At 63.9% G+C, this 25921-nt stretch carries 21 protein-coding genes and 1 pseudogene; 10 read left to right on the top strand and 12 right to left on the bottom strand.

The window, feature by feature from the left end:
- Positions 1–140: 140 nt before the first annotated feature.
- The 6 genes from ABIC03_RS09245 to ABIC03_RS09220 form a co-directional block, all read right to left on the bottom strand.
- Positions 141–545 carry a DUF2946 domain-containing protein gene (locus ABIC03_RS09245; RefSeq protein WP_354057289.1) on the bottom strand — a complete coding sequence of 135 codons (405 nt, stop codon included), beginning with the start codon at positions 543–545 and terminating at the stop codon, positions 141–143.
- 158 nt (positions 546–703) lie between these two features.
- The gene (locus ABIC03_RS09240; RefSeq protein ID WP_354057287.1) at positions 704–1750 is read right to left on the bottom strand and encodes an alpha/beta fold hydrolase; all 1047 of its coding nucleotides are present in this window, start codon (positions 1748–1750) and stop codon (positions 704–706) included.
- A 260-nt stretch (positions 1751–2010) separates the two neighbouring features.
- Positions 2011–4074: a hypothetical protein gene (locus ABIC03_RS09235; RefSeq protein WP_354057285.1), complete on the bottom strand. Its 2064-nt coding sequence runs from the start codon at positions 4072–4074 to the stop codon at positions 2011–2013.
- A gap of 7 nt (positions 4075–4081) precedes the next feature.
- Positions 4082–6895, bottom strand: a complete 2814-nt coding sequence (locus ABIC03_RS09230; protein ID WP_354057283.1) for a DUF4159 domain-containing protein — start codon at positions 6893–6895, stop codon at positions 4082–4084.
- A complete protein-coding gene (locus ABIC03_RS09225; protein ID WP_354057281.1) occupies positions 6892–7836 on the bottom strand; it encodes a DUF58 domain-containing protein in 945 nt (314 codons plus the stop codon). The genes ABIC03_RS09230 and ABIC03_RS09225 overlap by 4 nt, the downstream gene beginning before the upstream one ends.
- Positions 7836–8834: an AAA family ATPase gene (locus tag ABIC03_RS09220; RefSeq protein WP_275171517.1), complete on the bottom strand. Its 999-nt coding sequence runs from the start codon at positions 8832–8834 to the stop codon at positions 7836–7838. The genes ABIC03_RS09225 and ABIC03_RS09220 overlap by 1 nt, the downstream gene beginning before the upstream one ends.
- A gap of 280 nt (positions 8835–9114) precedes the next feature.
- Between ABIC03_RS09220 and ABIC03_RS09215 the strand changes: the two genes are divergently transcribed.
- From ABIC03_RS09215 to ABIC03_RS09195, 5 genes are read left to right on the top strand one after another with little or no spacing between them, the layout of a single operon-like run.
- Positions 9115–9726 carry a DUF1285 domain-containing protein gene (locus tag ABIC03_RS09215; RefSeq protein ID WP_007607043.1) on the top strand — a complete coding sequence of 204 codons (612 nt, stop codon included), beginning with the start codon at positions 9115–9117 and terminating at the stop codon, positions 9724–9726.
- On the top strand, positions 9723–10394 hold the full coding sequence (locus tag ABIC03_RS09210; protein ID WP_247466246.1) for a CoA pyrophosphatase: 672 nt from the start codon (positions 9723–9725) through the stop codon (positions 10392–10394). Before ABIC03_RS09215 ends, ABIC03_RS09210 begins: the two co-directional genes overlap by 4 nt.
- A complete protein-coding gene (locus ABIC03_RS09205) occupies positions 10391–10654 on the top strand; it encodes a DUF6111 family protein (RefSeq protein ID WP_018454951.1) in 264 nt (87 codons plus the stop codon). The genes ABIC03_RS09210 and ABIC03_RS09205 overlap by 4 nt, the downstream gene beginning before the upstream one ends.
- Positions 10655–10663: 9 nt before the next feature.
- Positions 10664–11920, top strand: a complete 1257-nt coding sequence (locus tag ABIC03_RS09200; RefSeq protein ID WP_275171519.1) for a CCA tRNA nucleotidyltransferase — start codon at positions 10664–10666, stop codon at positions 11918–11920.
- Positions 11917–12684, top strand: coding sequence for a sulfite exporter TauE/SafE family protein (locus tag ABIC03_RS09195; RefSeq protein WP_354057277.1), 768 nt, complete (start codon positions 11917–11919; stop codon positions 12682–12684). Before ABIC03_RS09200 ends, ABIC03_RS09195 begins: the two co-directional genes overlap by 4 nt.
- Positions 12685–12762: 78 nt before the next feature.
- On the opposite strand, the gene ABIC03_RS09190 is transcribed toward ABIC03_RS09195, so the two are convergent.
- On the bottom strand, positions 12763–13182 hold the full coding sequence (locus ABIC03_RS09190; RefSeq protein WP_354057275.1) for a nuclear transport factor 2 family protein: 420 nt from the start codon (positions 13180–13182) through the stop codon (positions 12763–12765).
- A 41-nt stretch (positions 13183–13223) separates the two neighbouring features.
- Between ABIC03_RS09190 and ABIC03_RS09185 the strand changes: the two genes are divergently transcribed.
- The 3 genes from ABIC03_RS09185 to ABIC03_RS09175 all read left to right on the top strand — a co-directional run bounded on the left by ABIC03_RS09185 (position 13224) and on the right by ABIC03_RS09175 (position 19228).
- The gene (locus tag ABIC03_RS09185) at positions 13224–16736 is read left to right on the top strand and encodes a LuxR C-terminal-related transcriptional regulator (protein ID WP_354057273.1); all 3513 of its coding nucleotides are present in this window, start codon (positions 13224–13226) and stop codon (positions 16734–16736) included.
- 176 nt (positions 16737–16912) lie between these two features.
- The gene (locus ABIC03_RS09180; RefSeq protein ID WP_354057271.1) at positions 16913–18106 is read left to right on the top strand and encodes an L-dopachrome tautomerase-related protein; all 1194 of its coding nucleotides are present in this window, start codon (positions 16913–16915) and stop codon (positions 18104–18106) included.
- 39 nt (positions 18107–18145) lie between these two features.
- Positions 18146–19228 carry a two pore domain potassium channel family protein gene (locus ABIC03_RS09175; RefSeq protein WP_354057269.1) on the top strand — a complete coding sequence of 361 codons (1083 nt, stop codon included), beginning with the start codon at positions 18146–18148 and terminating at the stop codon, positions 19226–19228.
- 161 nt (positions 19229–19389) lie between these two features.
- On the opposite strand, the gene ABIC03_RS09170 is transcribed toward ABIC03_RS09175, so the two are convergent.
- Positions 19390–19605: a hypothetical protein gene (locus ABIC03_RS09170; RefSeq protein ID WP_007595064.1), complete on the bottom strand. Its 216-nt coding sequence runs from the start codon at positions 19603–19605 to the stop codon at positions 19390–19392.
- 288 nt (positions 19606–19893) lie between these two features.
- Here ABIC03_RS09170 and ABIC03_RS09165 point away from each other — a divergent pair, with 288 nt between their 5' ends.
- Positions 19894–20967, top strand: coding sequence for a TauD/TfdA family dioxygenase (locus ABIC03_RS09165; protein WP_354057267.1), 1074 nt, complete (start codon positions 19894–19896; stop codon positions 20965–20967).
- A 184-nt stretch (positions 20968–21151) separates the two neighbouring features.
- Here ABIC03_RS09165 and ABIC03_RS09160 read toward each other — a convergent pair whose 3' ends face one another.
- Entirely contained in the window at positions 21152–22063 is a 912-nt protein-coding gene (locus ABIC03_RS09160) for a DUF1127 domain-containing protein (protein WP_354057265.1), read from the bottom strand.
- Between the two features lie 278 nt (positions 22064–22341).
- On the opposite strand from ABIC03_RS09160, the pseudogene ABIC03_RS39255 reads away from it, so the two are divergent.
- Positions 22342–22656 (top strand): annotated as a pseudogene (locus ABIC03_RS39255) (winged helix-turn-helix domain-containing protein); the annotation flags it as partial.
- Positions 22657–23703: 1047 nt separating this feature from the next.
- Here the strand turns inward: ABIC03_RS39255 and ABIC03_RS09150 are convergent.
- The 3 genes from ABIC03_RS09150 to hemF form a co-directional block, all read right to left on the bottom strand.
- Positions 23704–23907, bottom strand: coding sequence for a YodC family protein (locus tag ABIC03_RS09150; RefSeq protein WP_354057261.1), 204 nt, complete (start codon positions 23905–23907; stop codon positions 23704–23706).
- Positions 23908–24278: 371 nt separating this feature from the next.
- Positions 24279–25025: an HAD family hydrolase gene (locus ABIC03_RS09145; RefSeq protein WP_354057259.1), complete on the bottom strand. Its 747-nt coding sequence runs from the start codon at positions 25023–25025 to the stop codon at positions 24279–24281.
- On the bottom strand, positions 25022–25921 hold the full coding sequence (gene hemF, locus ABIC03_RS09140) for an oxygen-dependent coproporphyrinogen oxidase (RefSeq protein WP_354057257.1): 900 nt from the start codon (positions 25919–25921) through the stop codon (positions 25022–25024). The genes ABIC03_RS09145 and hemF overlap by 4 nt, the downstream gene beginning before the upstream one ends.

Raw genomic sequence — 25921 nt, 5'->3', positions numbered from 1 at the left:
TTCCAGTCAGGCGCCGTCCGCAAGTTCGTCTGCTGATCGGAGGCGGCCTGCCGTCGCTGCGCGACGGAATTCGACTTCAACGTCTCCCGGGCATGCGCCTGAAAGCGGCGAGCCTGGGCGTGATCAAGCGATGTTGGAAGTCAGGACGCGGGAGGGGCGCGGGGCTGGAATGCCGTGCCGGCCGATTTCAGATGGACGAATTCGGCGTCGGTGGTGCGGTAGAGCAGGTCAATTGCCTGCGGCAGCAACAACACAGGCGGCGCCGCGAACATGACGGTGCCGGCCATCGCAACCAATGCGCAGATCGCGCAATTGTCCTCGCCCGGGTGCTCCCTGTCCGGAGCCAACGGCGATTGCCTCTCGATCGCAGCGCGGTCGATCGAAGCGAGACTTTGGTTGCTGTCGGTCTGCCGAAGCGAGGATTGGGCAAGGGGAGCGGCCTGGGCGAACCAATGGCTGTGGCCGAACGTCAGCGCGAACTGCACCAGCATCGCGAAGATCGCGAGCCGGGCGCCGTGCCTGATATTCGACCGGAACCACTTCATCCGAAAACGCCACCCCACATCGCGAGGCATCATCCCCTGATCCCGCGACGTTATAATGTAACATCGCCCGATCGGTCTGCGGATGTCAACTGCTGTCGAGCCGACCCGCGCCAGCCGGCTCCTCGATGTGTTGTGCGGGCAACTGAAGGCCTACGGCATCAGAGCTTTTTGCTCTGGAGCCAGGTGCGAATGGCCTCGATGTGTTCTGCCTTGCGCTCCAGCGGCAGCCAATGTCCTGCGGGCATGCTCGTCACGGTCAGGTCCGGGCAGGCGGCGCGCATCGGGTCACCTTGGCGATTTCCGGTGATGCTGCAGATCTGATCAAAGTCGCCGTTAACGAACAGCACCGGCTGCGACAGGCGGCCGCCATTGGGTGCCTTGCGCGCATAGGCGATGTTGGCGTCGTCGTTCAGGTACCACGCGCAGGATGGGCGGAAGCCATGAGCCTTGAACGACTGCACCAGCACGTCGAAGTCCGCCGGCGGCCAGAGAGCCGGATCGGGCTCAGTCGGCGGGGCGCGGTGCGCGGCGCCAAAGCGCCCTCCATTGCGCGTGACCATCGCATTCGGCGAAACCTTGCCGATGCCGGCGGGGTTGCCTGGCCGAAAGATCGACGCCAGCGATGCGGCCAGATCTGCATCGAGATCGGCGACTGCCGCCTCGAAGTGCGTGTTGTAGTAGCGGTCGTAATCCCATTGGCCGTCCGGATATTGGTCAACCGGATAAATCGTTCGGTCGACCAGCGGGACGACTGTGCGCGTGGCGTGCCCGTCGGGTTGGTACGCCAGTGAGGTCAGCACGACGCCGCGGCTGCGCCTTGGCTGATGCGCGACCAACTGACCAACCACAACACAGCCCCAGTCGTGACCGACCCAGATCGCAGGCTTGCCGCCAAGGTGATCATGGAGTTCGGCCATGTCCGTCACGATTTCCTCGATGGTATAGGCGTCGTTGGCTGCAGGCATAGTAGAGCCGCCGTAGCCGCGCAGATCGGGAGCGACGCAGTGCCAACCGTCGGCGGCAAACGCGTCCATCTGCGCGCGCCACATCAAACTGATGCTCGGCCACCCATGGACGAACATCATCAACGGTCCGTCGGCCGGCCCGCACTCGATGTAGCGCGTTGTCTGACGAGGCGAGCTGAACGTGCGCTGGTCGAGCCCTAGTTCGGCTTCAGAACCGATCGGTTGAAGTGGGTCTGTCATTGTCGAGTAACTCCGCTTCTCACCGAACGCTCGCACTCTTTGAGTGCTGCGAAGGCTGCGTCCAGAACTGCTCTTGCCGCGGGGGCGATGCCTGGACAGGGACACGCCTGCCCAGGGCCGAGGAACAACGCGCTACATTCGACCGAGTTCGGGGGCGAAGGCGCTCTGGAGCTTCCGGCGAAGAAGGGGCGATGGGAGTTATCCGACTAACGGAAGCGAAGGGAGGCGCGTAAGCTCGGCCATGCTGGTCCGTAAGCCGCCTAGCGCCCCTCGCGCATCCACGTCGCAGCAAACGCGCCGAGCAGCAGCAGCAGCCCGATCAGGCCGGCAAAGATCGGCAGCACGCCGACGCCCTTCACGACGCTGGCGTCGCGCATCCGCACGCCCATCCAGCCGTCACCATGGAAGACGCTCGCCGAGCGGACCGGCAGGATGCGCGGCAGCTCGACGCTGGCGCCGTCGACCACGCGCACGGCGTCACCGCCGGTCGCCTGTGTCAGGGGCTTCAACGTGTCGGTGGTGGAGGTGACTTCCGAAAACTCCTTCGGATTGGTCGGGCCGACATTGATCAGCGCCTTCAGCGTGCCGTCGGTGGCCTGCCAGAGGCCGAGCTCGCTCGCCGGCAGGCTGGCGCGCCATTCGCCGGGATCGCCGGCTGCAAGCGTCAGGTCGCGCGACACGCCCGACGGCGAGGTCACGCTCACCGGCTGAACGCTGTCCGCCATGGTCTGGCGCACCACCACGAGATTCTTGCCCTGCACCTGCAGGCGCAACGCTTCCTCATCCAGATCAGGCTGCTTCATCAGCCAGTGCGACATCCGCCGCAACAGATCGAGATGCGGGCCGCCGCCTTCATAGCCGCGCGCCCACAGCCAGATGTGGTCGGAGAGCAGCAGCGCGACGCGGCCCTCGCCGAAGCGCGACAGGAACAGCAGCGGCTTGCCATCGACGCCCGTCATAACGGGCGGGTTGACCGCATTGCGGGTGTCGACGGTGCGGAAGAATCGGCTCCAGCGTGGCGGCTCGGAGGCCGAGCCCTCAAGGCCGCGCGTGACGGGATGGCGTTTGCCGACGTCGGACAGATGCGCATAGAACGGCTTTTCCGTCACCCCGACCGGTTCGGCCGGCAGCACCGAATCCAGCGGCGTGCGCCAGATGCTGGTGTTGGAGGCGTAGTCGGGGCCGGCCGAGACCAGCACCGCGCCGCCGGAACGCACGTAGCGTGCGATGTTGTCGAAATAAGCGATCGGCAGCACGCCCTGGCGAGCATAGCGGTCGAAGATGATCAGCTGGAATTCGTTGATCTTCTGCTGGAACAGCTCGCGAGTCGGAAACGCGATCAGCGACAATTCGTTGATCGGCGTGCCGTCCTGCTTCTCCGGCGGCCGCAGAATGGTGAAGTGGACAAGATCGACGCTGGCATCGGATTTGAGCAGGTTGCGCCAGGTGCGCTCGCCGGAATGCGGCTCGCCCGAGACCAGCAGCACGCGCAGCTTGTCGCGCACACCGTCGATGGCGACGACGGCGCGGTTGTTCACCGGCGTCAATTCCCGCTCGAGCGGCGAGGCCTCGATCTCGACGATGTTCGGCCCGGAATGCTTGATGTCGACTTCGACGCTTGCCGCCTGGCCGCTCGAAAGCGTGCGCTCGTTGATGACCTCGCCGTCCCTGCGGACCGTGACCTTGGCGCGCTCGCCGCTGACGCCCTGGTCGTCGAGGCGGTAGGTGATGGTCTGGGGCTGTCCGACGATGCCGAAGCGCGGAGCAGCGATGACCGCGATACGGCGGTCGCGCTCGTCTTTTTGCCCGGTGATCAGCGCGTGCACCGGCGCCTGGAAGCCGAGCCCGGCAGCGTTGGCCGGAATGTCGTGAACGCGGCCGTCGGTGATCAGGAACGCACCGGCGACGCGGTCGACCGGCACGTCGGACAAGGCCGAGGCCAACGCCCCGAACAGCTTTGTGCCGTCGGTCTCGCCGTCGGCCTGTCCGGCATCGACGACGCGGACCTCGAGCCCCTTGATCTTCTTCAGGCTGTCGACCAGCGCTTCCTGCGCCTGAGCGGCCTCGCGATTGCGATTGCCGAAATTCTGGCTCGGGCTCTTGTCGACGACGATGGCGGCGACCGAGGTGAGCGGATCGCGGTCCTCGCGGGTGAAGGAGGGGTTGGCGAGCGCCAGCAGGAACAGCGCCAACGCGGCCACGCGCACGGCAGCGCCGCGCGCCCGTGCCAGCAGCAGCACGATCGCGATGACGACGATCGCGGCCAGCGCGATCCACAGGACGATCGCGGGAACCAGCGGCGTGAATGCGATGCCGTAATTCATATAGATCCTACTGCCCCAGCCGTTCGATCAGAGCCGGTGCGTGCACCTGGTCGGCCTTGTAGTTGCCGGTCAGCGTGTACATCACGATGTTGGCGCCGGCGCGGTAGGCGAATTCGCGCTGGCGGGGGTCGCCGCCGGTCACCGGCAGCATGGCCTGGCCGTCGGGCCGCACGGCCCAGGCGCCGGCAAGGTCGTTCGAGGTGATGATGATCGGTGAGACGCCGTCGCCGCCGCGCGCCGGCCGCTGCGCGCTGTCCTCGTCCTCTTCGCGCGGCAAGGTCTCGACCCAGGTCTGGCCGGTGGTGAAGCGGCCGGGGAAGTCGCGCAAGAGGAAGAAGGTCTTGGTCAGCACGTGCTCGCGCGGCACCGGCTCCAGCTCGGGGACGTCGAGCGAGGACAGGATCTCGCGGAGCGTCTGCATGGCCGGGGTCTGCGCGGCGCCGTTGGCGCCGGGCGGCGCTTCGACCGCGTCGCGAGTGTCGAACAGCACGGTGCCGCCCTGCTTCATGTAGGCGTCGATCTTGTTGATGGCGTCCCGCGACGGCTTGGGCGCGCCGGGCACGATCGGCCAGTAGATCAGCGGGAAGAAGGCGAGCTCGTCGCGCGCCGGATCGATGCCGACGGGATCGCCGGCCTCAAGCGCGGTGCGCTGCGCCAGGAACAGCGTCAGTCCTGACAGCCCGGCCCTGACGATGGAATCCACGTCGGCATTGCCGGTCACGACATAGGCGAGGCGGGTCTGCGACACCGCCTTCATCGCGAACTCGTCGGATGCGCTGTCCGCGTGCGATGGCGTCGGCACGAACGAGGCGAGGCCTGCGAGCACCAGACCGAAGACGATCATCGCGGGCGCGGCGCGGCGGCGCAGCAGCGCGGCAAGGCCGCCGCCGAGCACCGCGACGATGATGGCGTCGATCAGGAACAGCGCGAGCGCCGTTGACAGCAGCCAGCCGCGCAAGTCCTGCGGCTCGGCATTGGTGTAGGTGGCGTGCCGGGCGCGCAGGCTTGCGGTGTTCAGGGCTGCGATACGGTCGGCGCTGGCAAGCGTGTTCACGGCGAGCGGTCCTTCTGCCGGACCATAAAAGCCCGGCGGATGATCGGGTGTGGCGCGGTCGCGATAATCCGCGGGCAGCGGCTTGGCGGCGGCCGGCGGCGGACCGAAGGCGCCGAAGCCGTCGAGGATATGCAGCGGCGCCACCGTTTCGGCGGTCGCCTCAGTGGCAACGCCTGGACCCGGCTTGGCGGTATAGCCGGACATGTCGACGACGCGCCGCAGGATTTCGACGAAGGTGCCCGACATGGGCAGATCCGACCAGCGCATGTCGGCGCTGACGTGGAACAGGCTGACGACGCCCTTGCCGCGATGCTCGCCGGTCACGAGCGGCGTGCCGTCTTCCAGCGACGCCCAGCTCTTGGTGGCAAGTACAGCGTCGGGCTCGGCCAGCACCTGGCGGCTGATGGTGACGTCCTTGGGGACCACGACACCGGCAAACGGACCATCGGCGGCAAAGGAGGCCAGATGTTGCGGCTTTTCCCAGGTCAGGCTGCCGCCGAGCGTCCGGCCGCCCTTGCGCAGCTTGACCGGAACGAGATCGTCCTCGGCCTGCGCCAGCCGCGGACCGGCGAACCGCACCAGCACGCCGCCCTGGTCGATCCAGGCATTGAGACGCTCGCGGATTTCGGGGGCGATGGTGCCGACATCGGCAAGGATGATCATCGGCAGCTTCTGGTCGAGGAACTGCGTGATGCCCTGCTGCGGCGAGCCCTTGTCGGCGAGCCGCACGTCGGCGAACGGCGCCAGCGCGCGGGTGAGATAGAAGGTCGGCGCCAGCAGCGGCTGCGCGGTCTCGCTGGTCGAGCCCGAGACGATGCCGATGGCACGGCGGCGCCAGCGCTTGTCGAGCAGCTGCACTGCGCCGGCGGAGCGCTCACCGGCGATTTCAAGCCGCGTGATGTCGTTGCGCAGCTCGACCGGCAGATCGAACGACGCTTCGGCTTCCTTGTCCTGCGCACCGAACGAAAAACGCGCTTCGCCGATCGGCGATGACTTCTGGTCCAGCGCGCGCACGGTGCCGATGGCGATGCCGCCGTCGGTGCGCAGCACCTTCACCGTCATCCTGGCTGCGGCGTTCTCGGCCGCGACCAGGGCCAGGGCTGAGGAGGTGCCGCCTTCGAACACAGTCAGGCTGCGATCGCCGACGGTCTTGCCGAGGCCAGCCACGAATTCCTCGCCGCGACCGGTGTCGACCCCGTCGGAGAGCCAGGCGATCTCGCATTCGCCCGTGGCTTTCAGGAAGCGATCGATTGCGGTCAGGGTCTCGACGCGGTCGATCGAATACGGCTTTGGCGTCAGCTGCCGCAGCGCGACGCGCGCGGCGCCCGCCGGCATCAGGGTGATATCGCGGTTCGGCTCGGACAGCGGCACCAGCGCAATCGCACGGCGGTCGTTCTCGGCACTCGCGATCAACTCGTCGGCGGCCCTGATCCGGATGTCCCAGTTCGAGGCCGCGCTCCAGCCATCGTCGAACATGATCATCAGCGGCGCCTTGCTCGCGGCCGCACCTGTTTGCGGATTCCAGATCGGACCGGCGGCGGCGAAAATGACCAGCGCCGCAGCCAGCAGCCGCAATGCGGTCAGCCACCACGGCGTCCGCGACGGGGTCTCTTCGCGCGGTGCGATGTCGAACAGGAGGCGGGTCGGCGGAAACTCGATGCGGCGCGGCCGCGGCGGCATCACGCGCAACAGCCACCACAGCACCGGCAGGCTGACGAGGCCGATGAGGAGCAGCGGTTCGGTGAAGGCGAGCGGCAGTCCCATCATGCGGCCGGCCCCGCCTTGATCGTGGTGGTGCGCGCGCCCGATTTGCTCACCTGCATGCCGGCGTGCAGGAACAGCAGCAGCTCGGCGGCAGAGCGGTCGGTGGCATGCGTCGTGAACAGCCAGTCGAGCTTGTTGGTCTCGGCGCGGATCTGGTCGCGGTGCAGCGCGAGCCGCGCGGTGTAATCCAGCGTCCAGCTCTCGGCCCGGCCGGCGGTGATCACGCCGAATCCCTCGGGTTCGACGAACTCGACGCGGCCGGAATAGGGGAATGATTCCTCGGCGGGATCGACGACCTGCACCAGCGTGCCATGCGCACCGGAGCCGGACAGTCCGGCGAGCGTGGTCCTGATCTCGGAGATCGGCGACCAGAAATCCGACAGCACGATCGTCTCGGCCAGCGCCGCGGGCACGAAGGACGGCGGCAGGCTCAAGCGGTCGGCATCGTCATGCAGCATCGCCTGCGCCATCTTGTCGATGACGCTGCGGCTTGCGGTCGGTGCCATCAGCCCGGGAATGCCGACGCGTTCGCCGCCGGAGACGAGCAGCTCGGCCAGCGCGAAGGCGACGATCAGCGTCCGCTCGAGCTTGGATTCGCGCGCCTGTTTTGAAGCGAAGGCCATCGACGGCGAGCGGTCGGGCCAGATCCAGACCGTGTGCGAAGCTTCCCATTCGAGCTCGCGGACATAGAGCAGATCGTCGCGCGCCGAGCGCCGCCAGTCGACGTTCTGCGAGGGCTCGCCGGAGACGAAGCGGCGGTATTGCCAGAAATTTTCGCCGGAGCCGGCGCGACGGCGGCCGTGCAAACCGTGAATGACGTTGGCGGCGATACGGCGGGCCTCGAGCACCAGGCGCGGCAGCGAAGCGGCGAGCGTGCGGCTTTCGCCATCGGCACGTCGGATCGCGATGATCTCCTTCGCTGCGTGCCCGTTCTCTGCGGCCATCAACCGATCCGTGTCTTGAGCTGCTTGATCACGTCCGGAATCGTGCGGCCTTCGGCGCGCGCCTGGAACGTCAGCGCCATGCGGTGCTTCAGCACGGGCTCGGCAAGGTCGAGCACGTCGTCGATCGAGGGCGCGAGGCGGCCGTCGATCAGCGCGCGTGCGCGCACCGCGAGCATCAGCGATTGGCTGGCGCGCGGGCCCGGTCCCCAGGCGATGAATTTGCTGGTGTCGCCGCCGTCCGGACCCGGACGGGCCGAGCGCACCAACGACAGAATCGCCTCGACCACGGAATCGCCGACCGGCAGGCGCCGGATCAGCCGCTGCGCGGTGATGAGCGCGTCAGGTGTCATCGCGCCCTTCGCCAGCGTCTCGTCGGCGCCGGTGGTTTCGAACAGGATGCGGCGTTCGGCGTCGCGGTCGGGATAGTCGACGTCGATCTCCATCAGGAAACGGTCGAGCTGGGCTTCAGGCAGCGGATAGGTGCCTTCCTGCTCCAGCGGGTTTTGCGTGGCGAGCACGTGGAACGGCTTCGGCAGATCGTGACGCGCGCCGGCAACGGTGATGTGCTGCTCCTGCATCGCCTGCAGCAGCGCCGACTGCGTGCGCGGGCTGGCGCGGTTGATCTCGTCGGCCATCAGCAGTTGTGCGAACACGGGGCCGGAGATGAAGCGGAAGGCACGCTTGCCGGAGGTGCTCTCGTCGAGCACTTCGGCGCCGAGAATGTCCGACGGCATAAGATCGGGCGTGAACTGGATGCGCTTGGCATCGAGGCCAAGTGTGATGCCGAGTGTCTCGACCAGCTTGGTCTTGGCGAGGCCGGGGACGCCGATCAACAGCGCGTGGCCGCCGGAGAGGATGGTGACGAGGGTGTTCTCGATCACGCGATCCTGACCGAAGATGACGGACGCGATCGCATCCTTTGCCGCGCGAATCTGGCTCGACACCTGCTCGGCCGAACGGACTATTCCGTCTTCGAGCTTCTCGACACTCTCCGCCATCCGTTAGCTCCTTCAGCCTGCCATGCGGCTCGCTTGCGTCGTCATGTCATCACGTCCTCAACTCAAGACGTGGGCCCTATGCTAGACTTGCAGGAAGGCCATGTATTCGTTGAATTAACCTATCCCCACCTTATCGGCTTAGGGATATGTAGGGCATCACGAAGTGGCGACCTCCACACCGGATTAATGCGGGGTGGAACCGAGCACCCGGATACAACGTAAACCTGCACCAATCGTGCCAAATGACCGATCGTGCCAAATGACAAAGTCAGGGCAAACCATGGCGAACCAAGGGCAGAGCGCCGATCGCGGTCTTGAGGGGCTGACTGCCGCTGCCAAAACTGCTGCCGATGCCGAAGGCGCCAAAAAGGGCCTGCCTCCGGTGCATTTGTGGAATCCGCCGTTCTGCGGCGATCTCGACATCCGAATCGCGTCCGATGGTACTTGGTTCTATTTGGGGACGCCAATCGGCCGTCATGCTTTGGTTCGCCTGTTCTCGACCATCCTCAAGCGTGAAGGCGACAAGCATTTCCTCGTCACGCCCGTGGAGAAGGTCGGCATTCGCGTCGACGACGCACCGTTCATGGCGGTCGAAATGCAGAAGGACGGCGAGGACAACCACCGCGTGCTCCGCTTCCGCACCAATGTCGATGACTGGGTCACCTGCGATGCGGCGCACCGGCTGCGCTTCGAACAGGCCAAAGACGGCGGGCTGACGCCCTATCTGCACGTCCGCGCCGAGCTGTGGGCCAAGGTCACCCGCGCGCTCTATTACGATCTGGTTGACATGGGTGAGGAGCGGATGGTCGATGGCCAGCCGATGTTCGGTGTCGAATCGGCCGGCGAGTTCTTCGCTATGGCCGATGCGGAGCAGGTGAGGGCCGCGCTTTGAACAAGCCTATCTCCAGGAACGATCCCGCCGTGATTGGTGCGGCCGATTTCTTCGCCCGCTCCGCCGCGCGGCTCGGCTTCGACGTTCCGCCCGGCCTCTACGATCCCAACATCATTCCGGCCTCGGGCGATCCCGGCACCGACAAGATGCTCGAGATCATCGCGCGCGAGCAGCCGGTGCGGCCGGCGGCGGTCCTGATCGCGGTGGTCGATCATCCCGAGCCGACCATCCTGCTGACGCAGCGCTCGGCGCATCTGAACGACCATGCCGGCCAGATCGCCTTTCCCGGCGGCAAGATCGATGCGACGGATTCCTCGCCGCTCGATGCGGCGCTGCGCGAGGCCGAGGAGGAGGTCGGGCTGTCCAGAGACTTCGTCGAACCGATCGGCTATCTCGATCTCTACGGCACCGGCTTCGGCTTCCGCATCCTGCCGACGGTTGCCAGGGTGCGACCGGGTTTTGAGCTGACGATCAACCATTCCGAGGTTGATGATGCGTTCGAAGTGCCGCTATCGTTCCTGATGAACCCGGCCAACCATCAGGTGCACAGCAAGGAATTCCGCGGCATGGAGCGGTCCTACTACGCGATGCCGTTTGCGGAACGCTACATCTGGGGCGCGACGGCCGGCATGCTGCGCGTGCTCTATGAGCGGATCTACTCATCATGATCCGGCCGATCCTGACCGAGATCGGAATCTTCCTCGTTCCCTTTGCCGTCTATGCGCTGTTCCTGGCCGCCACGCGCTCCGGCCTGTTCGTGCAATCGTCCTGGCCGATCACCATCGTCGCGCGCCTCATGCTGGCGGCGCTCGTGCTGGTGATCGCGGGGCTGATCGGGTTTGCGCATTTCTCCGGCGCTGCGCCGGATTCGACCTATGTCCCCGCCCATGTCGAGAACGGCAAGCTCGTGCCGGGCGTGGAAAGATAGGACCGGCCGATGAGCGCGGTGCCCATGCTCGCCGATGCACCCTGGCTGATTTCGGGCGGGACCGCGCGCGTCCTGCAATTGCTCAATGCGGATGGCGAGGAGGCGCGGGTCGTCGGCGGCGCCGTGCGCAACGCGCTGCTCGGCCTCGTGCCCGGGGACATCGACATTGCGACCACGGCGCTCCCGCACGAGGTGATGCGGCGCGCCAAAAGCGCCGGCATCAAGGCCGTGCCGACCGGCATTGAGCACGGCACCGTCACGCTCGTCATCGACAGCCAGCCTTATGAAGTCACGACGCTGCGCGAGGACACCGAGACCTTCGGCCGCAAGGCCAAGGTCGCGTTCGGCCGCGACTGGGTGAAGGACGCCGAGCGCCGCGACTTCACGATGAACGGGCTTTCGGTCGATGCTGACGGCATCGTCCACGATTACGTCGGAGGCATCGCGGATGCGGCGGCGCGGCGCGTGCGCTTCATCGGCGATCCCGACCAGCGCATCGCCGAGGATTTCCTGCGCATCCTGCGCTTCTTCCGCATCCACGCCGCCTTTGGCGCCGGCGATCCCGACCGCGACGGCTATCTTGCCTGCATCCGGGGACGCGCGGGCCTCGCGAGCCTGTCGGCCGAGCGGCTGCGCATGGAGACGCTGAAGCTGCTGGTCGCCCCCGGCGCGTCCGCCGCCGCGGTTGCGATGGCCGATGGCGGATTGCTGCAAGCACTGACCGGCGGCGTCGCCTATACCGGACCGCTCTCGGCGATGATCGCGATCGAGCGCGAGCTTGGCCTCACCGCAAGCAGCACGCGGCGGCTCGCCGCGCTGACGGTCGCCGTGACCGAAGACGCCAAGCGCGTCGCCACGCGTTTGAGGCTCTCCAATGCGGAAACCAAGGCGCTGGATTCGATGGGGCACCGCTGGTGGCGCCTGGCCACCAAGGGCGAAGCCGATGCGCGGCGGCTGCTCTACCGGCTCGGCGCGGAGCGCTATCACGATCGCGTGTTGCTGGGCTGGGCGCGGGCCGGCGGTGATGTCGGCTCGTCGCGATGGCGTGCGCTCGCCGAGTTGCCGCAGCGCTGGACTGCGCCGAAATTTCCACTTCGCGCCGCCGACTTCGTCGCGCGCGGCATGGCGGAAGGACCTTCGCTCGGACATGTGTTGACGCTCGCGGAGGACGCTTGGCTTGCGGCGGATTTTCCCCTAGAGGAAGCCGCAATCGCTTCCATCGCCGATCAAGCTGCGGCACGCGTCAGCCGCGACGAGAGAACGTGACCATCGTCTCAGGCTTCGCCGACATCTCGATCTTTCAGCTCCTGCTGGTCGCGTTGATGGCTTTGTTTGCTTCGATCATCGGTGGTCTCGCCGGCTACGGCACCGGCGCCCTGATGCCGCTGGTGCTGGTGCCTCTCGTCGGCGCCGAGCCCGTGGTGCCGATCATCGCGATCTCCGCGATCTTCACCAATTCCAGCCGCGCGCTCGCCTATCTCCGCTATGCCGATCGCCGCCGCGCGCTGATCGTGCTCGCCTGCGCAGCGGTCACGACCGCGCTTGGTGCCTACGGCTATACGCGGCTGACCAATGCGGGCGCGGCGCTGGTGATCGGCTCCATGCTGATCCTGAGCGTGCAGCTGCGCCGTGTGCTCCGCCGCCGCCAGGTGAAGATCGGCGACACCGGTCTCGCGGCAGGCTCGGTCGGCTATGGCGTGCTGGTCGGCGGCACCTCCGGCTCCGGCGTGATCCTGCTGTCGCTGCTGATGGCCGCGGGGCTCGAGGGCGCCGCCGTCATCGCGACCGATGCGATGATCTCGCTCGGCACCGGCCTCATCAAGATCTCCGTGTTCGGCCTCGCCGGCGCCGTGACCGCGCAGGTGCTCGCCTTTGCATTGCTGATCGGCGCCATCGCGATTCCCGGCGCGTTCCTGGCAAAGGCCTTCGTCGAGCGGATGCCGGTACACATCCACACCGCGATCCTTGACGTTGCGGTGATTACGGGCGGGCTGGTAATGATTTCGGCAGCGGCGAGGCAGCTCATCTGATCAAATCGGATGTCCCTCGGTTCGCTATGAGCTGCTCGTGATCCGCAGGCCGCTGCAGGTTTGCATCATGTCGCAGGTCTAATGTGAGGGACTGCAGTCCAGTTCCTTGATCCTGCCGGCGGCGTCAAACGCCAAAAGTGCACTCATGACGCCAGCACTGGTGAGGTACGAGATAATGGTCCCGTCGTTGCGCCAGGGATTGAGATCATCCAACGTGCCCGCCGGATATTTCCGCAGGCGATCGACCCAATAGGCACGAAGTGCCTCGCGGCCGGTAATGGTTTGGACGCCGGCGCAGCCGCAGTGCACAACGGCATCTTCGGCATAGAGCTCCAGGATGGCCTCGATATCGCCCGCGCGATAGGCATCAAGCCAGTCGACCGCGACGGCCATGGGATCAAAGGACATATTTTTCACTCGCATACCGTCCAAATCTGCTTCAGGCTCTGGAACTGCCAAGCCTTTTTTGATTTTAATATCCCACCCGGGCACGGCCATATGGCGAACGACATAGCGGACCGGGCCGAGGGCCAAAGTTGATGTTGGACGCGTCCGCCAGGCAGGGGATACTCAAGCCCATCCGGCTTGTGATCGTCGATCCACAGCCGATCGTTTTGCAGGGACTGAGGTCGGTCCTCGGGACGCAGCCGGACTTCGACGTTGTCGCATCGTCCAGCGATCGGACAAGCTGCCTCGAAGCAATTCGGAAGCTGACACCTGACGTCGCGATTCTCGCCGACAAGGTGCCAGATCTGACGGTCTCCGAGATCCTCGCGATTGTGAAAGCTGAGAAGCTCTCCACGCGCCTGGTGTTCTTCACCGAGTCCGACACCAACCACGATCTGACTTCCGCCATCGCAGCCGGCGCCTGCAGCGCAATTTCGAAGTATGCCTCTCCCGCCACGATGCTGCGATCGCTGCGGCTGATGACGAAGAGCGGTGTGGCACTGGAGAAGTCCGATCTCTCGGCAACCGGCAAGGAGGCGGACGGCGACGGCAAAGTCGAAAAGATGCTGGAGCTGTTGACGCAACGGGAACGTCAAATTGCACGACTCGTGTCGGAAGGGATGTCGAACAAGGAGATCGCGCGTCAGCTCAACGTTTCCGACGGGACGGTCAAAGTCCACCTGTACAATATTTTCCAGAAGCTTGAGATCACCAACAGAACTGTGCTCGCGACCATCGCATTGCTGCAACGCCCCTCCGGCCTGGCTGCGCTCTCCCTGGCCTTTCTGGCGTTGGCAATTGCGGACGAACTCAAGGCGTCGGAAGCGAATGGCATCTTTCCGGATGAGAACGGCGTCGGCCACGCGGACGAGCACGCCGCGTACGAGCCCTGGAAAAAGGGGATTCTCCGGCACCTCATCGCCTGGGAATCCGGCGAGACGCCCACGCTCGCCCAGAGAGACTTGTTCGCCAAGGCCACCCAAATCACCAACCCGGCGGCGGCCATGGAAGCGCTGCGCACGGCCGAGCAATCCGGAGGCTCGAAACCGTGGACGCACTTCGCTCCTGTTGGATCGAGCGCGCCCGATCTTCCCGTGCCCTTACTGCGAGGAGCAAGCGACATACAGGTCGGAGTTGACCCGGCCCCGGAACATCAATTCCCGCGGCTTCTTTCCAATGCGATGTCGATGCACGGAGGGTATGGCAACTTCGCTATTCTCACCGGTGCGTTGATCTACGCACTACAAGACTCCCATCTTGCCGTGCAGGCGCATGAGCTCCGTCAAGCGTCGATCGACAGCATCCTGGCCGTCACTGAAGAGAACGCGACCACAAAACTGGCCGCGATCACCCATGCCGCCGCCGATCATGACGACAATTCAGCGCCGGGTTTCCTGTCGCACGATGTCCGCCTGTCCTCCGCCGTTGCGACCAGTGGAAACGGCAACGTCGCTGAAGGCGCTCTGGGTCCAAATGGGCCGGGCGATGCGGGTGACAACCTCCATAAACCTGTTGGCGCGGACCCTGGTCACGATGCCAGCATCGGCGTAGGCGCCAACGTTGAACAAATTGTTTATCGCTCCCCGATCGATTCCGCGTCTAACGATTCCAAGTCGACCGCTTCCGACACCGTGTTCGATTTCGCATCTGGGCCGGGCAGGATCAATCTTGCGGCTTTCGGAGCGCTTGCTTGGCTGCATATGACGGCGGCAAGCAAGTCTATACCGCCACATACACTCGCCTGGGTCTACGACTCCGCAAGCAACGAAACGATCGTCTATGTGAATGCGACCGATCGTATCCTCGATATCGGCGATCGCGGCTTGCTGGAAATCCATCTGGAGGGAATTGTAGCCGTTGCGGAGGCGGATGTCGTCTCCGAGCCAGATGGCGCGGCTGTTGCGACCACCTTGGAGCAGCTCGAAGGCGCGCTGATACAGGCGGTGGCACCCGATGAGACTGTTCTGACGAAGGACAATGTCCAAACCAGTATCGAGGGGAGCGAGAGCTCGCTCGGGACGGCCGGAGCGTGGGCCCTTCTGGCCAACAACGGCTCGGGTTTCCATTTCGGGCAGACCCGGACCGGATTGGGAACGCCGACGAAGTTCGGAAGCTCCAACGGCCCGTCGGCGGATGCAACGGAAGAAAGCGATGCTGCATCTGCCGCGTCGGCTCACGCATCGCCAGTCCAACTTGCTCATGGCGCGACGGCGCCGGCAGTCGCAAATGTCACATCGACCAGTGGTCCGATCAATGCGGGCACCGGCGTTTCCTCGACTGGGCCTAACGAGATCGGCCAACCGAGCGTCGTAACGGCCGACAACGCGGGGCACGGCAACTCGCAGCACGCTTCGGAGCCAGGATCTGCAAAGGATGCAGCTACCGAATCGACTGGAGCCGGCTCCAAACCGGGCAATGACGACGGCAATGGCGCCCAGCATCACGCCTCGGCTTCGGAGGCTGCACCAGGGGCCGCGACGGGAGAACCAGCGGGCGCGGAACACGGCAAATCGGGGCACCCAACCACTGGAAGCGCGCCGGCCGCAGCCGAGATCAATCCGGGTACAACGGGTGCCAGCCCAGGAAACGGCAACGCGCAGCACGCTTCGGAGCCCGGGCCTGCAAAGGCGGCATCAACGGAACCCACTGAAGATGCCAAAGCGGGCAACGCCGCCGACCGTGGTGCCGAGCACCACGCTTCGGCTTCTGACGCTGCGCAAGCACCAGCGAAGACGGCAGAACCAGCGGGCGCGAAACACGGCGAATCTGGGCACTCAACCGCCGCAAACGCACCGGACGCAGCCGAGATCGATCCGGGCGTCGCAACGGCCGCCAGCGCGGGCCACGACAACTCGCAGCACGCAACGGAGCCAGGGTCTGCAAAGGCGGCAGCTACCGAATCGACTGAAGCTGGCTCCAAACAGGGCAATGATGGCGGCCATGGCGGCGATCATCATCACGCTTCGGCTTCTGACGCCGCGCAAGCACCAGCGTCGACGGCAGAAACAGTCAGCGCGGAACACGGCAAATCCGGGCACTCTGCCGCTGCAAGCCCGCCGGACGGAGTAGAGATCGATCCGGGCGCCGCAACGGCCGCCAGCGCGGGCCACGGCAATTCGCAACACGCGTCGGAGCCAGGGTCTGCAAAGGTGGCATCCACCGAGTCGACTGAAGCTGACTCCAAGCCGGGCAACGGCCCGCGCGATGGCGGCGAGCATCACGCTTCGGCTTCGCAGGCTGCGGGGACCGTGAAGACGGCAGAACCAGCCACCGTGGACCACGGCAGCTCCCAGCACGCTGCGCAATCTGCAGCAATCGCATCAGACGACGCACACCCGGCCAAGGCTGCGTTCGAAACCGGCGGCGCAGACCAAGGACCGGTGTTCCGGTTCGATAGCGGACCAACTCCTTCTCCTCTCGTCGCGATAGTTGAGGTTAAAGAGTTCAATCACCCGCTCGATGCGCACGTTCCGCCTGGTCAGGAAGAGAGCCTCGGGTTCAACGGCAAGATCGTCCCTCATGCACTGAACGGACACGCGGACGACCACGGCAATAACGGGCCGCATCAAGCCATTGTACCTGCGCATCATGATTTGCTGATTTGAACTGTGACCGCGACGGGGGCGATGCTCTCGCTCGCCCGGCCATATCCCTCGGCAACCATCATCGCTGGACCGCTGGTTGGAACTCCCCATCAAAGGCGCGTTGGCAGATGTGGAGTTGCTAGGAACGATCGAAGCAAAGCCGGATTGGGCCCTAAACTTTTTGGAAAGGGCCTCTCATGCGTCCAATCGCGTTCAGCTCCTGCGTAGCAGTCGTGCTATCCATTTCGTCCGCGGTTCATGCGCAATCCGCAACAGAGGATATCAAGTCCAAGGCCCAACGGCTTGTCGCGCCTCTTGTCGAAAGTCGCGACAGCCGGCTGCAATCGGTCGCGACGTTCGAGCATCAGGTGACCGGCGTTACGGTCGCTCCGGACGGCCGCATATTCGTGAACTTCCCGCGCTGGACGGAGGATACGCCGGTTTCGGTGGCCGAACTCATGCCGGACGGGTCGACCAAGCCATATCCCAATGAGGAATGGAACGGCTGGCGCAATGCGCGAATGTCCGAGGTGTCGCCCAATGATCACTTCGTTTGCGTTCAAAGCGTTGTTGCGGACCGGCGCGGATCGCTTTGGGTCGTCGATCCCGCGGCTCCCAATGCCGAGAAGACCGTGAAGGGTGGACCCAAGATCGTCGAGGTCGATCTGAAATCGAACAACGTGAAGCGGACCTTTCCGATCGGGCCGGACGTCGCTGGTCCGGCCAGCTACCTCAACGACATCCGTATCGCCCCCGACGGAAAGTTCGCCTATCTGACCGATTCCGGTTCGCCCGGCGGCCTGGTCGTTCTCAACATCGAATCCGGGCAGGCTTGGCGTGTGCTGAGCGACGATCCTTCGACCCAATTCGATCCGAGCGTCACCGTGATGACAGATGGCCAGCCCTTGCGGCGGCCGGACGGACGGCAGCCCTTGTTCAATGCCGATAGTCTGGCGCTGTCGAAGGACGGCAACACCCTCTACTGGCAGGCCCTGACCGGGAAGACTCTCTACCGGATCGCCACGTCCAGTATCCAGAGTGCGGACGCGGCGGCTCGCGCTCGCCCGGAGACAGTGGCAACGACGGAGCCCGTCGATGGGCTCTGGACCGGCGACCATGACGAAATCTATCTGAGCTCGATCGCCAACAACGCCGTCAAGGTCATCAATCCCCGCGATGGTACCGTGCGACAGCTGTTGACGGATTCGCGCCTGCGCTGGCCGGACACCTTCTCGCAAGGTCCTGATGGCGCAATCTATGTCACCGCGTCGCATATCCAGGATTCGCCCTGGTTTCACATGGCGTGGACGGACAAGAACTTCACGTTGTTCAAGTTCATGCCTGAACACGCGAACACCGTCGGGTCAAGTCGCGAGCCGAACCGGCAGTAAACGTACGACTTCGGAGGCGGCTTAGGACGAGGAGGACAGATGGCCCATTGGGTTGAGCCTATAGCCGGCACGCTGCTGATGGCACTGGTCCTTGCCGACGTATTCCTCACGGTTCTCTACGCACGCGCCGGCACCGGAATCATCAGCGACCGCCTGGCTAGAATGGTCTGGCTTGCGCTGCGCCGGCTTTCCTCGGCCGGCAACGGCAACCATCTGCTTTCATTCTGCGGCCCGTTGATCGTGGTCGGCTTGCTGCTCACCTGGTCTATTCTGCTCGCGCTCGGGGCAGCCCTGATTGTGCACCCTCAGCTCGGGACCAGCATCACCAGCAGCAGCCAGGAGACTCCAACCGACTTCGTGACCGCGCTTTACGTCGCGGGAAGCAGCCTCTCGATCGTAGGCGGCAGCAACTTTGGTCCGCAAAGCGCCGGAGCGAAACTGCTGTTTCTTCTGAATTCGGTGATCGGGACATCAGTCATATCGCTCACCATCACTTACCTGATGCAGGTCTACGGCGCGCTCAGGAGCAGGAACTCGCTTTGCCTCAAGATTCACGCGCTCTGCGGTGAGACCGGCGATGCCGCGGATCTGCTCGCGCATCTGTTCGCAAATAACCAGTTGAGTGCGGGTTACAACAATTTGTCCGAGTTGGCCGCAGAGGTCACCGATACCAAAGAAGCTCACCACTTCTATCCCGTTCTGTTTTACTTCCGCTTCCCTGAACCGTTCTACTCCGTGTCCCGGTCGTCACTCATCGTCCTCGATGCCGTCTCGCTGATCAAAAGTGCATTGCCGAAGGACGCCGATTGGCTCAAGCAATCCGGCGCAGTCACCCAGCTATGGTCCTCCGCGCTGCTACTCCTTTCGACCCTCAACAACGTTTTCCTGCACGAGAAAGCATCGGCTGAAGCCGACGAGGGAGATCGGCAAGTCTGGCGGGTCCGGTTCGACAATGCACGACGGCGGCTGCGGCAAGCAGGCATCAGTGTCACCGACGATCTTCCGCATTCGTGCGAATCCTACATGGAACACCGAAGAAGGTGGGACTCTCTCGTTTGTGTGCTTGGCAATTCCATGGCTTACCAGCCCTCGGACATCGATCCTGCGATACAAAGGGCGTAAACCCCTGCCGGACTCTCGCAGGTCAAGTTCGCTTCGCCTGGCGGGCTCCGTTTTGGTGAGTGACTTCCCACGACAGAATGTCTCGTCGAGCGCGCCTGGCCTGGTTTCGCGTCTCAGAACCGCGACGCCTTCGGCGGATCAGCCGCATTGGGCGGAATTGTTCAGGGTTGCAGCCGTGATAGCAGACGTTGCCGATCCTGATCACGACGTCGCTGCTCCATCCGCATCCGTTCGAGTTCGCCTTCCGCTTTGGCTGTGTCCTCGTTCTGGCGCTTCATTTCAATGATCAGCGCCTCCTGCTCTGCGAGCCGCCGTTCTCCTTCGACGACGTCGCGCTCGATCTGCCTCAGCTCATCGTATATCGCCGTCGTGTACATCGCCGTCCTCGCGCGGCCGTGCTGCCAGGCACGCCGCAAAGTAGCTTTCGCCTCTTGCAGAGCCTTACCGGGGCCGCGCGGTGCGGCCACGACCGCAGCACGAGGCGCACGACTTTCAACTCAACCAGCTTCGCGAACGTTCCGGCTGATGCCATTTTTTCCCGAGCTTCGTTTGGTCGCACGGGGCACACGGCTGCGCTTCGGCCAAGTTGCAAACAAGCGGTCGGCACAATATCGTTGGACGTCCGCCCCGATGTCTGACGTCCAATCTCCCCAGGAGCCAACACGATGAATGTGGTCTCAGTGCCCGGCGGGATTCATCGCCCTCCAGGGAAGGTCGATATCCCGTCCGCCTGGCAGGGCGCTGAGATGAAAGCCAATCCTGATCGATGGTTGATATCGCTTGCGGCCGGCGAGATCGCGGAACTCGAGTGCGCGGCCAAAACATATCTCGGCAGAAACAAGAAAATCGCCGAGATCACGAAGGAAAGCTTTCCGCTTCCCCATCTCGGTGCGCACCTGGAAGATCTCAAGTCGAAGCTCCTGGTCGGCTTGGGCTTCGAAGTCATACGCGGCCTCCCGTTGGCGAGGTATAGTCAGGAGTTTGCCGCGACGATATTTTGCGGAGTGGGCGCGCATCTTGGATCGGCGAGGTCTCAGAATGCAGCGGGGCACATTCTCGGTCACGTCCGTGACACCGGCGCCGATGCAAAGGATCCGAACACCCGAATTTATCAAACTTCGGAACGGCAAACATTCCACACGGATTCGGCCGACGTGGTTGGATTGTTATGCATTCGCGAGGCGATGGAGGGAGGCGATTCCCTCCTTGTCAGTACGACGACAATCTACAACGAGATGTTTGACAGACGCCCCGACCTTGCCGCTCTCTTGTTTGACCCGATCGCGACAGACCGGCGAGGCGAGGTGCCGGAGAACGAGAAGCCATATCTTGAAATCCCGGTGCTGAATTGGCATGCGGGATTCCTGACCGGGTTCTATCAGCGCCAGTATATCGATAGTGCACAGCGCTTTCCCGATGCGCCGAGACTGACGCCGGCTCACGTCGAGGCGCTCGATCTCTTCGACGCGCTCGCAAATGATCCCACGCTGCATTTCGGCATGCGGCTTCAGCCGGGCGACATGCAGTTCGTCTACAATCATGCATTGCTGCATGACCGGACCGGATTCCGCGATTGGTCCGATGCAGGCCAGAAGCGTCATCTATTGCGCCTCTGGCTCAGCATGGAAGGCGACCGGCCGCTGCCCGATTGTTTCAAACAGCGTTATGGTTCAATTGAGATTGGCAACCGTGGTGGCATCATCACCAAAGGTACCAGTTTGAACGTTCCGTTGGATTGACGTTCCGATGGTTTGAGCCGGAAGCCCGGACCCAACCTGGCCTCGCAAGCTCAAACCGCAGGAGCAGGCCGGACAATCCCTTCGACAGCGCCAGGCTGAAACTCTCAACGTGGATCGACGTGACCAGGGCGAGTACCCACAAATGCTGCATCTCGGCGTAAAGCGGACATACGCATGACCCGAGCTACTTGAATGCCGCGGTCTCCGCCTGGGCGGGCGTACTTGGCCGCACGAATACAATGGTGGAGTTCACTGGAATTTCCGCGTTCTCGCGGGTGCCCTGGCCGATGAGAATCAGGCCTGCTCCACCATTCGCAACCGTCAGGATCACCGGTTCACCCGCCCAGGTCCTGATCGGCTCCATTCCGATGATGAGAAACTCACCAATTGGCTGGTCCAAGTACTGAAGTCTCAGCTGCGGACCGATTTCTGCGGGCGCAAGTCCGAAACCCAGCCGTTGCGCGCGCGCATAGATTTCGGTCAACGACGCTGTCTCGCCCTCGAAGCCGAGCTCAGCGGCCGAGACAGGGACGAGCTCCACGTCCGTTTTCTTGCCACTCAGAGTAAAAGCCGGCCGCGCAAGGACTTCAGCAGCGGCGCTTCCGACGTCGCAGCCCATTGCACTCATCGCCTTGCGAAGGGAGCGCATGTCCCTGAACGTCCCTATCGCAATCGTCTTCCACAGCCGAACATCGACGGCCGAACTGACGGGAGTCTGCGATCTCGGCACCGGAGGAGCGGTCTTGAGGTCCAGGTGATTCCGCAGAACGTCGTGCGCAGTGCATTGGGCTTTGGCCTCGCTTGCGAAAGCGAGGATAAGCGCGCTACAGAGCAGCAGGGTAATAACGCCGCTGTCCCGTTCTGTCGAACGACTCGGCCTCGTGATGTTTCGGTGCGAGGCGATGTAGTCGATCTCGCCGCGCGTCGTGCCGATGTCCATGAGCTCCCTGTCGCTGAGGCCGCACAGGGTCGCTTGTGCACTCCGGCGTCTGCGGCGCTCCCGCCATGCGCTCAAGAATTGCCGGACGAGGCTAACAACGCGCTGCGTTGATCCGAAGGGCCGTCGCATCCACGCGGCGCCATAGATCGCGCTCATCGCAATCTCCTTTGGCTTGCTTCTCACCGAGGGCTAAGGTGCCAATGCTCGGTCCGGTACGCTTAACGAGGGGCTTACATTTTTCTTACCGGCGGCTTATTCTTTGCGTTCCAGCCGGTGCGGGGGCGTTTCCGTGCGGCTGACGTCGGCCGATCCCGCGACACTGGGGCAAGGCACACTTGATATTCGGCTTACATTTTCCGTTTCGAAGGCCTATCTTCGCTGGACAATCGCTGCGGCGCTCTCGGAAGTAGAGGGCAAGCCTGGGGAATGGTGCCATGCGCTATTTCTTCGAGGACTGTGTGCTGGATACCGACCGGCGCGAGTTGCGGCGCGGGCCCGATGCCGTGCCTACGACGCCACAGGTACTTGATCTGCTCGGCTATTTGATCCGCAGCAGGGATCGCGTCGTCAGCAAGGATGATCTGATAAACGCAATTTGGGATGGTCGGATCGTGTCTGATGCGGCGCTGACGACCCGATTGAATGCGGTCCGACGCGCGATCGGCGACTCCGGCGCGCAACAACGTCTTATCAAGACATTTCCACGAAAGGGCTTTCGTTTCGTGGGCGCTGTCCACGATGACGAGCGATGTCTTGAAACAGCGGTGATCTCAGACGCCCTCGCAGAACCGTCGAATCTTGCGCGCGCAGCCGCGGAGGCAGCGGTTTTGGTCCCGGAGTTCTCCGAAAAATTAGCTTGCAAACGACGATCCAAAAACTGGATGCGTCACATCAGAGGTCCTCTGAAGTTCGTCGGCGGGACGCTGGCGTCCGTTGCTGCCATCGGTGCAATTGCCGGCGGCCTTCTCGGTTATTGGAATGTCTGGAAGACGCTCCGTACTGACGCAGTTCGGGAAGCTCGAGAGCTTCAAGGACAACCGATAGTCGGGCCGGAGATCGCGCATCGTCTCTCTCTCATCGTATTGCCCTTCGCTAACCTCAACAACGATCCAGAGCAGGATCACCTTGCCGATGCCATCACGACAGGTTTGACGACCGATCTTGCGCGAGCGCCCGCCACTTTCGTCATCGGACGCGAGGCCGCCCTTACCTACAAGAATAAGTCGATTGATCTGAAGCAGCTTGGAGGAGATCTCGGCGCCCGCTGGGCTGTGCGCGGCGCGGTGAGGCGCAACGGAGATCAGGTGCGGATCAGCGTATCGCTGACCGATCTTCAGACCGCGCGCGACATATGGTCCGACCGGTTCGACGGCGATCGGACAGATCTGGCCATTGTGCAGAAGAATATCACGGTGCGGCTCCTCTGTGTTGCGCACCTGCAGCTCCGTCAATACGAAGAAGCCATCGAACCGTGTAGCCGATCGTTAAATATCGGCGCGGGCCTTCAGGCTTACACAAGCTGATCTCGGCTTACGGCCGACGAGACAAATGGGAAATCATCGTGACGGTGCCGGCTGCACCCCTTACGCGAGACACGATGATCCTGAAAGTATCCGCCGAGGAATCCCGTCAGCAAGGTAACGGATGCTGACAAGAGGATGAATCCGGACAACGTCTCGTCGGCCGTTCTGCCATGCAGCGATGTCCGCTGTCGCGCCATTGTTGGCGAAGAAGCGGACATCATGCGCGCCGGAGCTGTGCGCTCCGATCAAACTAGGACGCGGCCTCAGCCGCGCTTACTCCTCGTCTTCGTCTTCGTCGTCCTCGTCTTCGTCGAGCTCTTCCAGTCGATCGAGCACCGCGAGCGGCAGCGTCTCGCGAAACAGATCGCCTTCCGCGCCCATCCAGAGACAGATCACGTCGTCGCCCTTCACGTCCGCGACGGTGAGCGGCTGCCCGCCGGATTTCAGCATGACGATATCGCCGGCTTTTAGTTCCATGGATGGTCCTTTCGGGTTGATTGACGGTGAAGCTAGCAAAACGGCATGACATGCCGATCACGGGCTACTCGGTCAGTGGATGTGTTGTGGTAGCGCGCATGCGCCGGCCGGGCCGCTGAAACGTCGATCAGAGAGCTTTAGGCCGGAGCGATCCCATCACGAGAGGCAATGGCGCCTGTTCGATGGATGGCGCAAGGGCTCTTCCGTCCCGTGCGTCGCGACGATGACACCATGCGCCTGTTTTGCCCGACGGAGCAACCGATTTCGTCAGATCCGCAGTTTGCGTTTGCCGCAAGCCCTTGATTTTGCTGCGGCCGTCTACTGTGCATGGGGTTGTTTTCGATGTTTTTGATTGCGCACCCTGATTGCAGTCAGCCCGGCAGCAGTTCTGTCAGCGAGCGGATGATGCGGTCGGGCTTGACGATCGAGCCTTCCGGCAGGCCGTCGCCATGCACGTCGATCCAGATCGAGTAGATGCCGAGGCGCTGCGGAGTCACGACTTCCCATTCCAGATTGTCGCCGATCATCCAGGTGTCCTCGGCGGTGACGCCGAGTGCGTCCATCGCGTGCAGATAGGCGCGCTCCTCGGGCTTGCCGAAACCGTGCTCGCCCTCGATCTGGATGTGGTGGAAGCGGTGCGCCAGTTCGAACCGCTCGACCTTGGCGCGCTGGGTGTCGGCGGCGCCGTTGGTCACCAGCGCGAGCTTGATGCCGAGCGCCTTGAGCCTGTCGATGGCGTCATGCGCGCCGGGGAAGACGAACATCTCCTCCTCGCGATAGCTGGTGAAGCGGTCGGCGAGGCGAATGGCGAGGTCGTCTGATAGTGCGCGATGACCGGCGGCCGCGAGTGCGGCGAAGCCACCCTTGACGGTGAGATGCCGGGCCTCGGCGAGCTTCATCCGCCACGAAGCGTTCGCATTGGCCCAGAAATTTTTCGCAAAGGCCAGGACGGTGCTGGCGACCAGGTGTGGCGGCAGCGGCGCGAGCTCCTCGGCGAACTCCGCTGTGATCGTGTTCCAGGCGATCTCGGGCCGGCCATAGGCCGACAGGATGGTGTCGTCCATGTCGATCAGCATGGCGCGCGGCAGCGGCCTCATTGCGGGAGTCATCGTCGTCATGGCCACTTCACCTCCGGCGGCAGCGACGACAGGATCGAATCCACATTGCCGCCGGTCTTGAGACCGAAGATGGTGCCGCGGTCGTAGAGCAGGTTGAACTCGACATAGCGGCCGCGCCGGATCAACTGCTCCTCGCGATCCTCCGCGGTCCAGCTTGTCGCGAAATTGCGCCGCACGATGTCGGGATAGATCTTCAGGAAGGCGCGGCCGACATCCCGGGTGAAGGCAAGGTCGGCGTCCCAGTCGCCGCTGTCGTGCCAGTCGTAGAAGATGCCGCCGATGCCACGCGCCTCTTTGCGATGCGGCAGGTGGAAATACTCGTCGCACCACTTCTTGTACTTGTCGTAATCGGCGATGCCGTTCGGCTGCGTGCAGGCCTGTTTCATTGCGGCGTGGAAGGCGATGCTGTCGGCATCGTCCTGCGTGCGGCGGCGGTCGAGCACCGGCGTGAGATCGGCGCCGCCGCCGAACCAGGCTTTTGTGGTGACGACGAAGCGCGTGTTCATGTGCACCGCCGGCACGTGCGGATTGCGCAGATGCGCGATCAGCGAGATGCCGGAGGCCCAGAACTTCGGGTCCTCCGCCGCACCGGGAATCTGCGCGCGAAACTCGGGCGCGAATTCGCCGTGCACGGTGGAGCAATGCACGCCCACCTTCTCAAACAGGCGGCCTGACATCATCGACATCACGCCGCCGCCGCCGGCCGCCCCGGTATGATCGGTGCGCTGCCACGGCGTGCGTTTGAAGCGGCCCGGCTCGCCAGGATAAAGGCCTGGCGGGGCATCGTCCTCCAGCCGCTCCAAGCTCGCGCAGATGTCGTCGCGCAGCGCTTCGAACCAGGCGCGTGCGCGCGTCTTGCGGTCTTCGATCGAGCTCGGGTCCAATGTTGATGTCAT

It is taken from the genome of Bradyrhizobium sp. RT6a (assembly GCF_040547675.1).
GTDB lineage: Bacteria > Pseudomonadota > Alphaproteobacteria > Rhizobiales > Xanthobacteraceae > Bradyrhizobium.
Note: the sequence above shows the minus strand (reverse complement) of the source record. Positions and strands in the feature narration are given on the sequence as shown.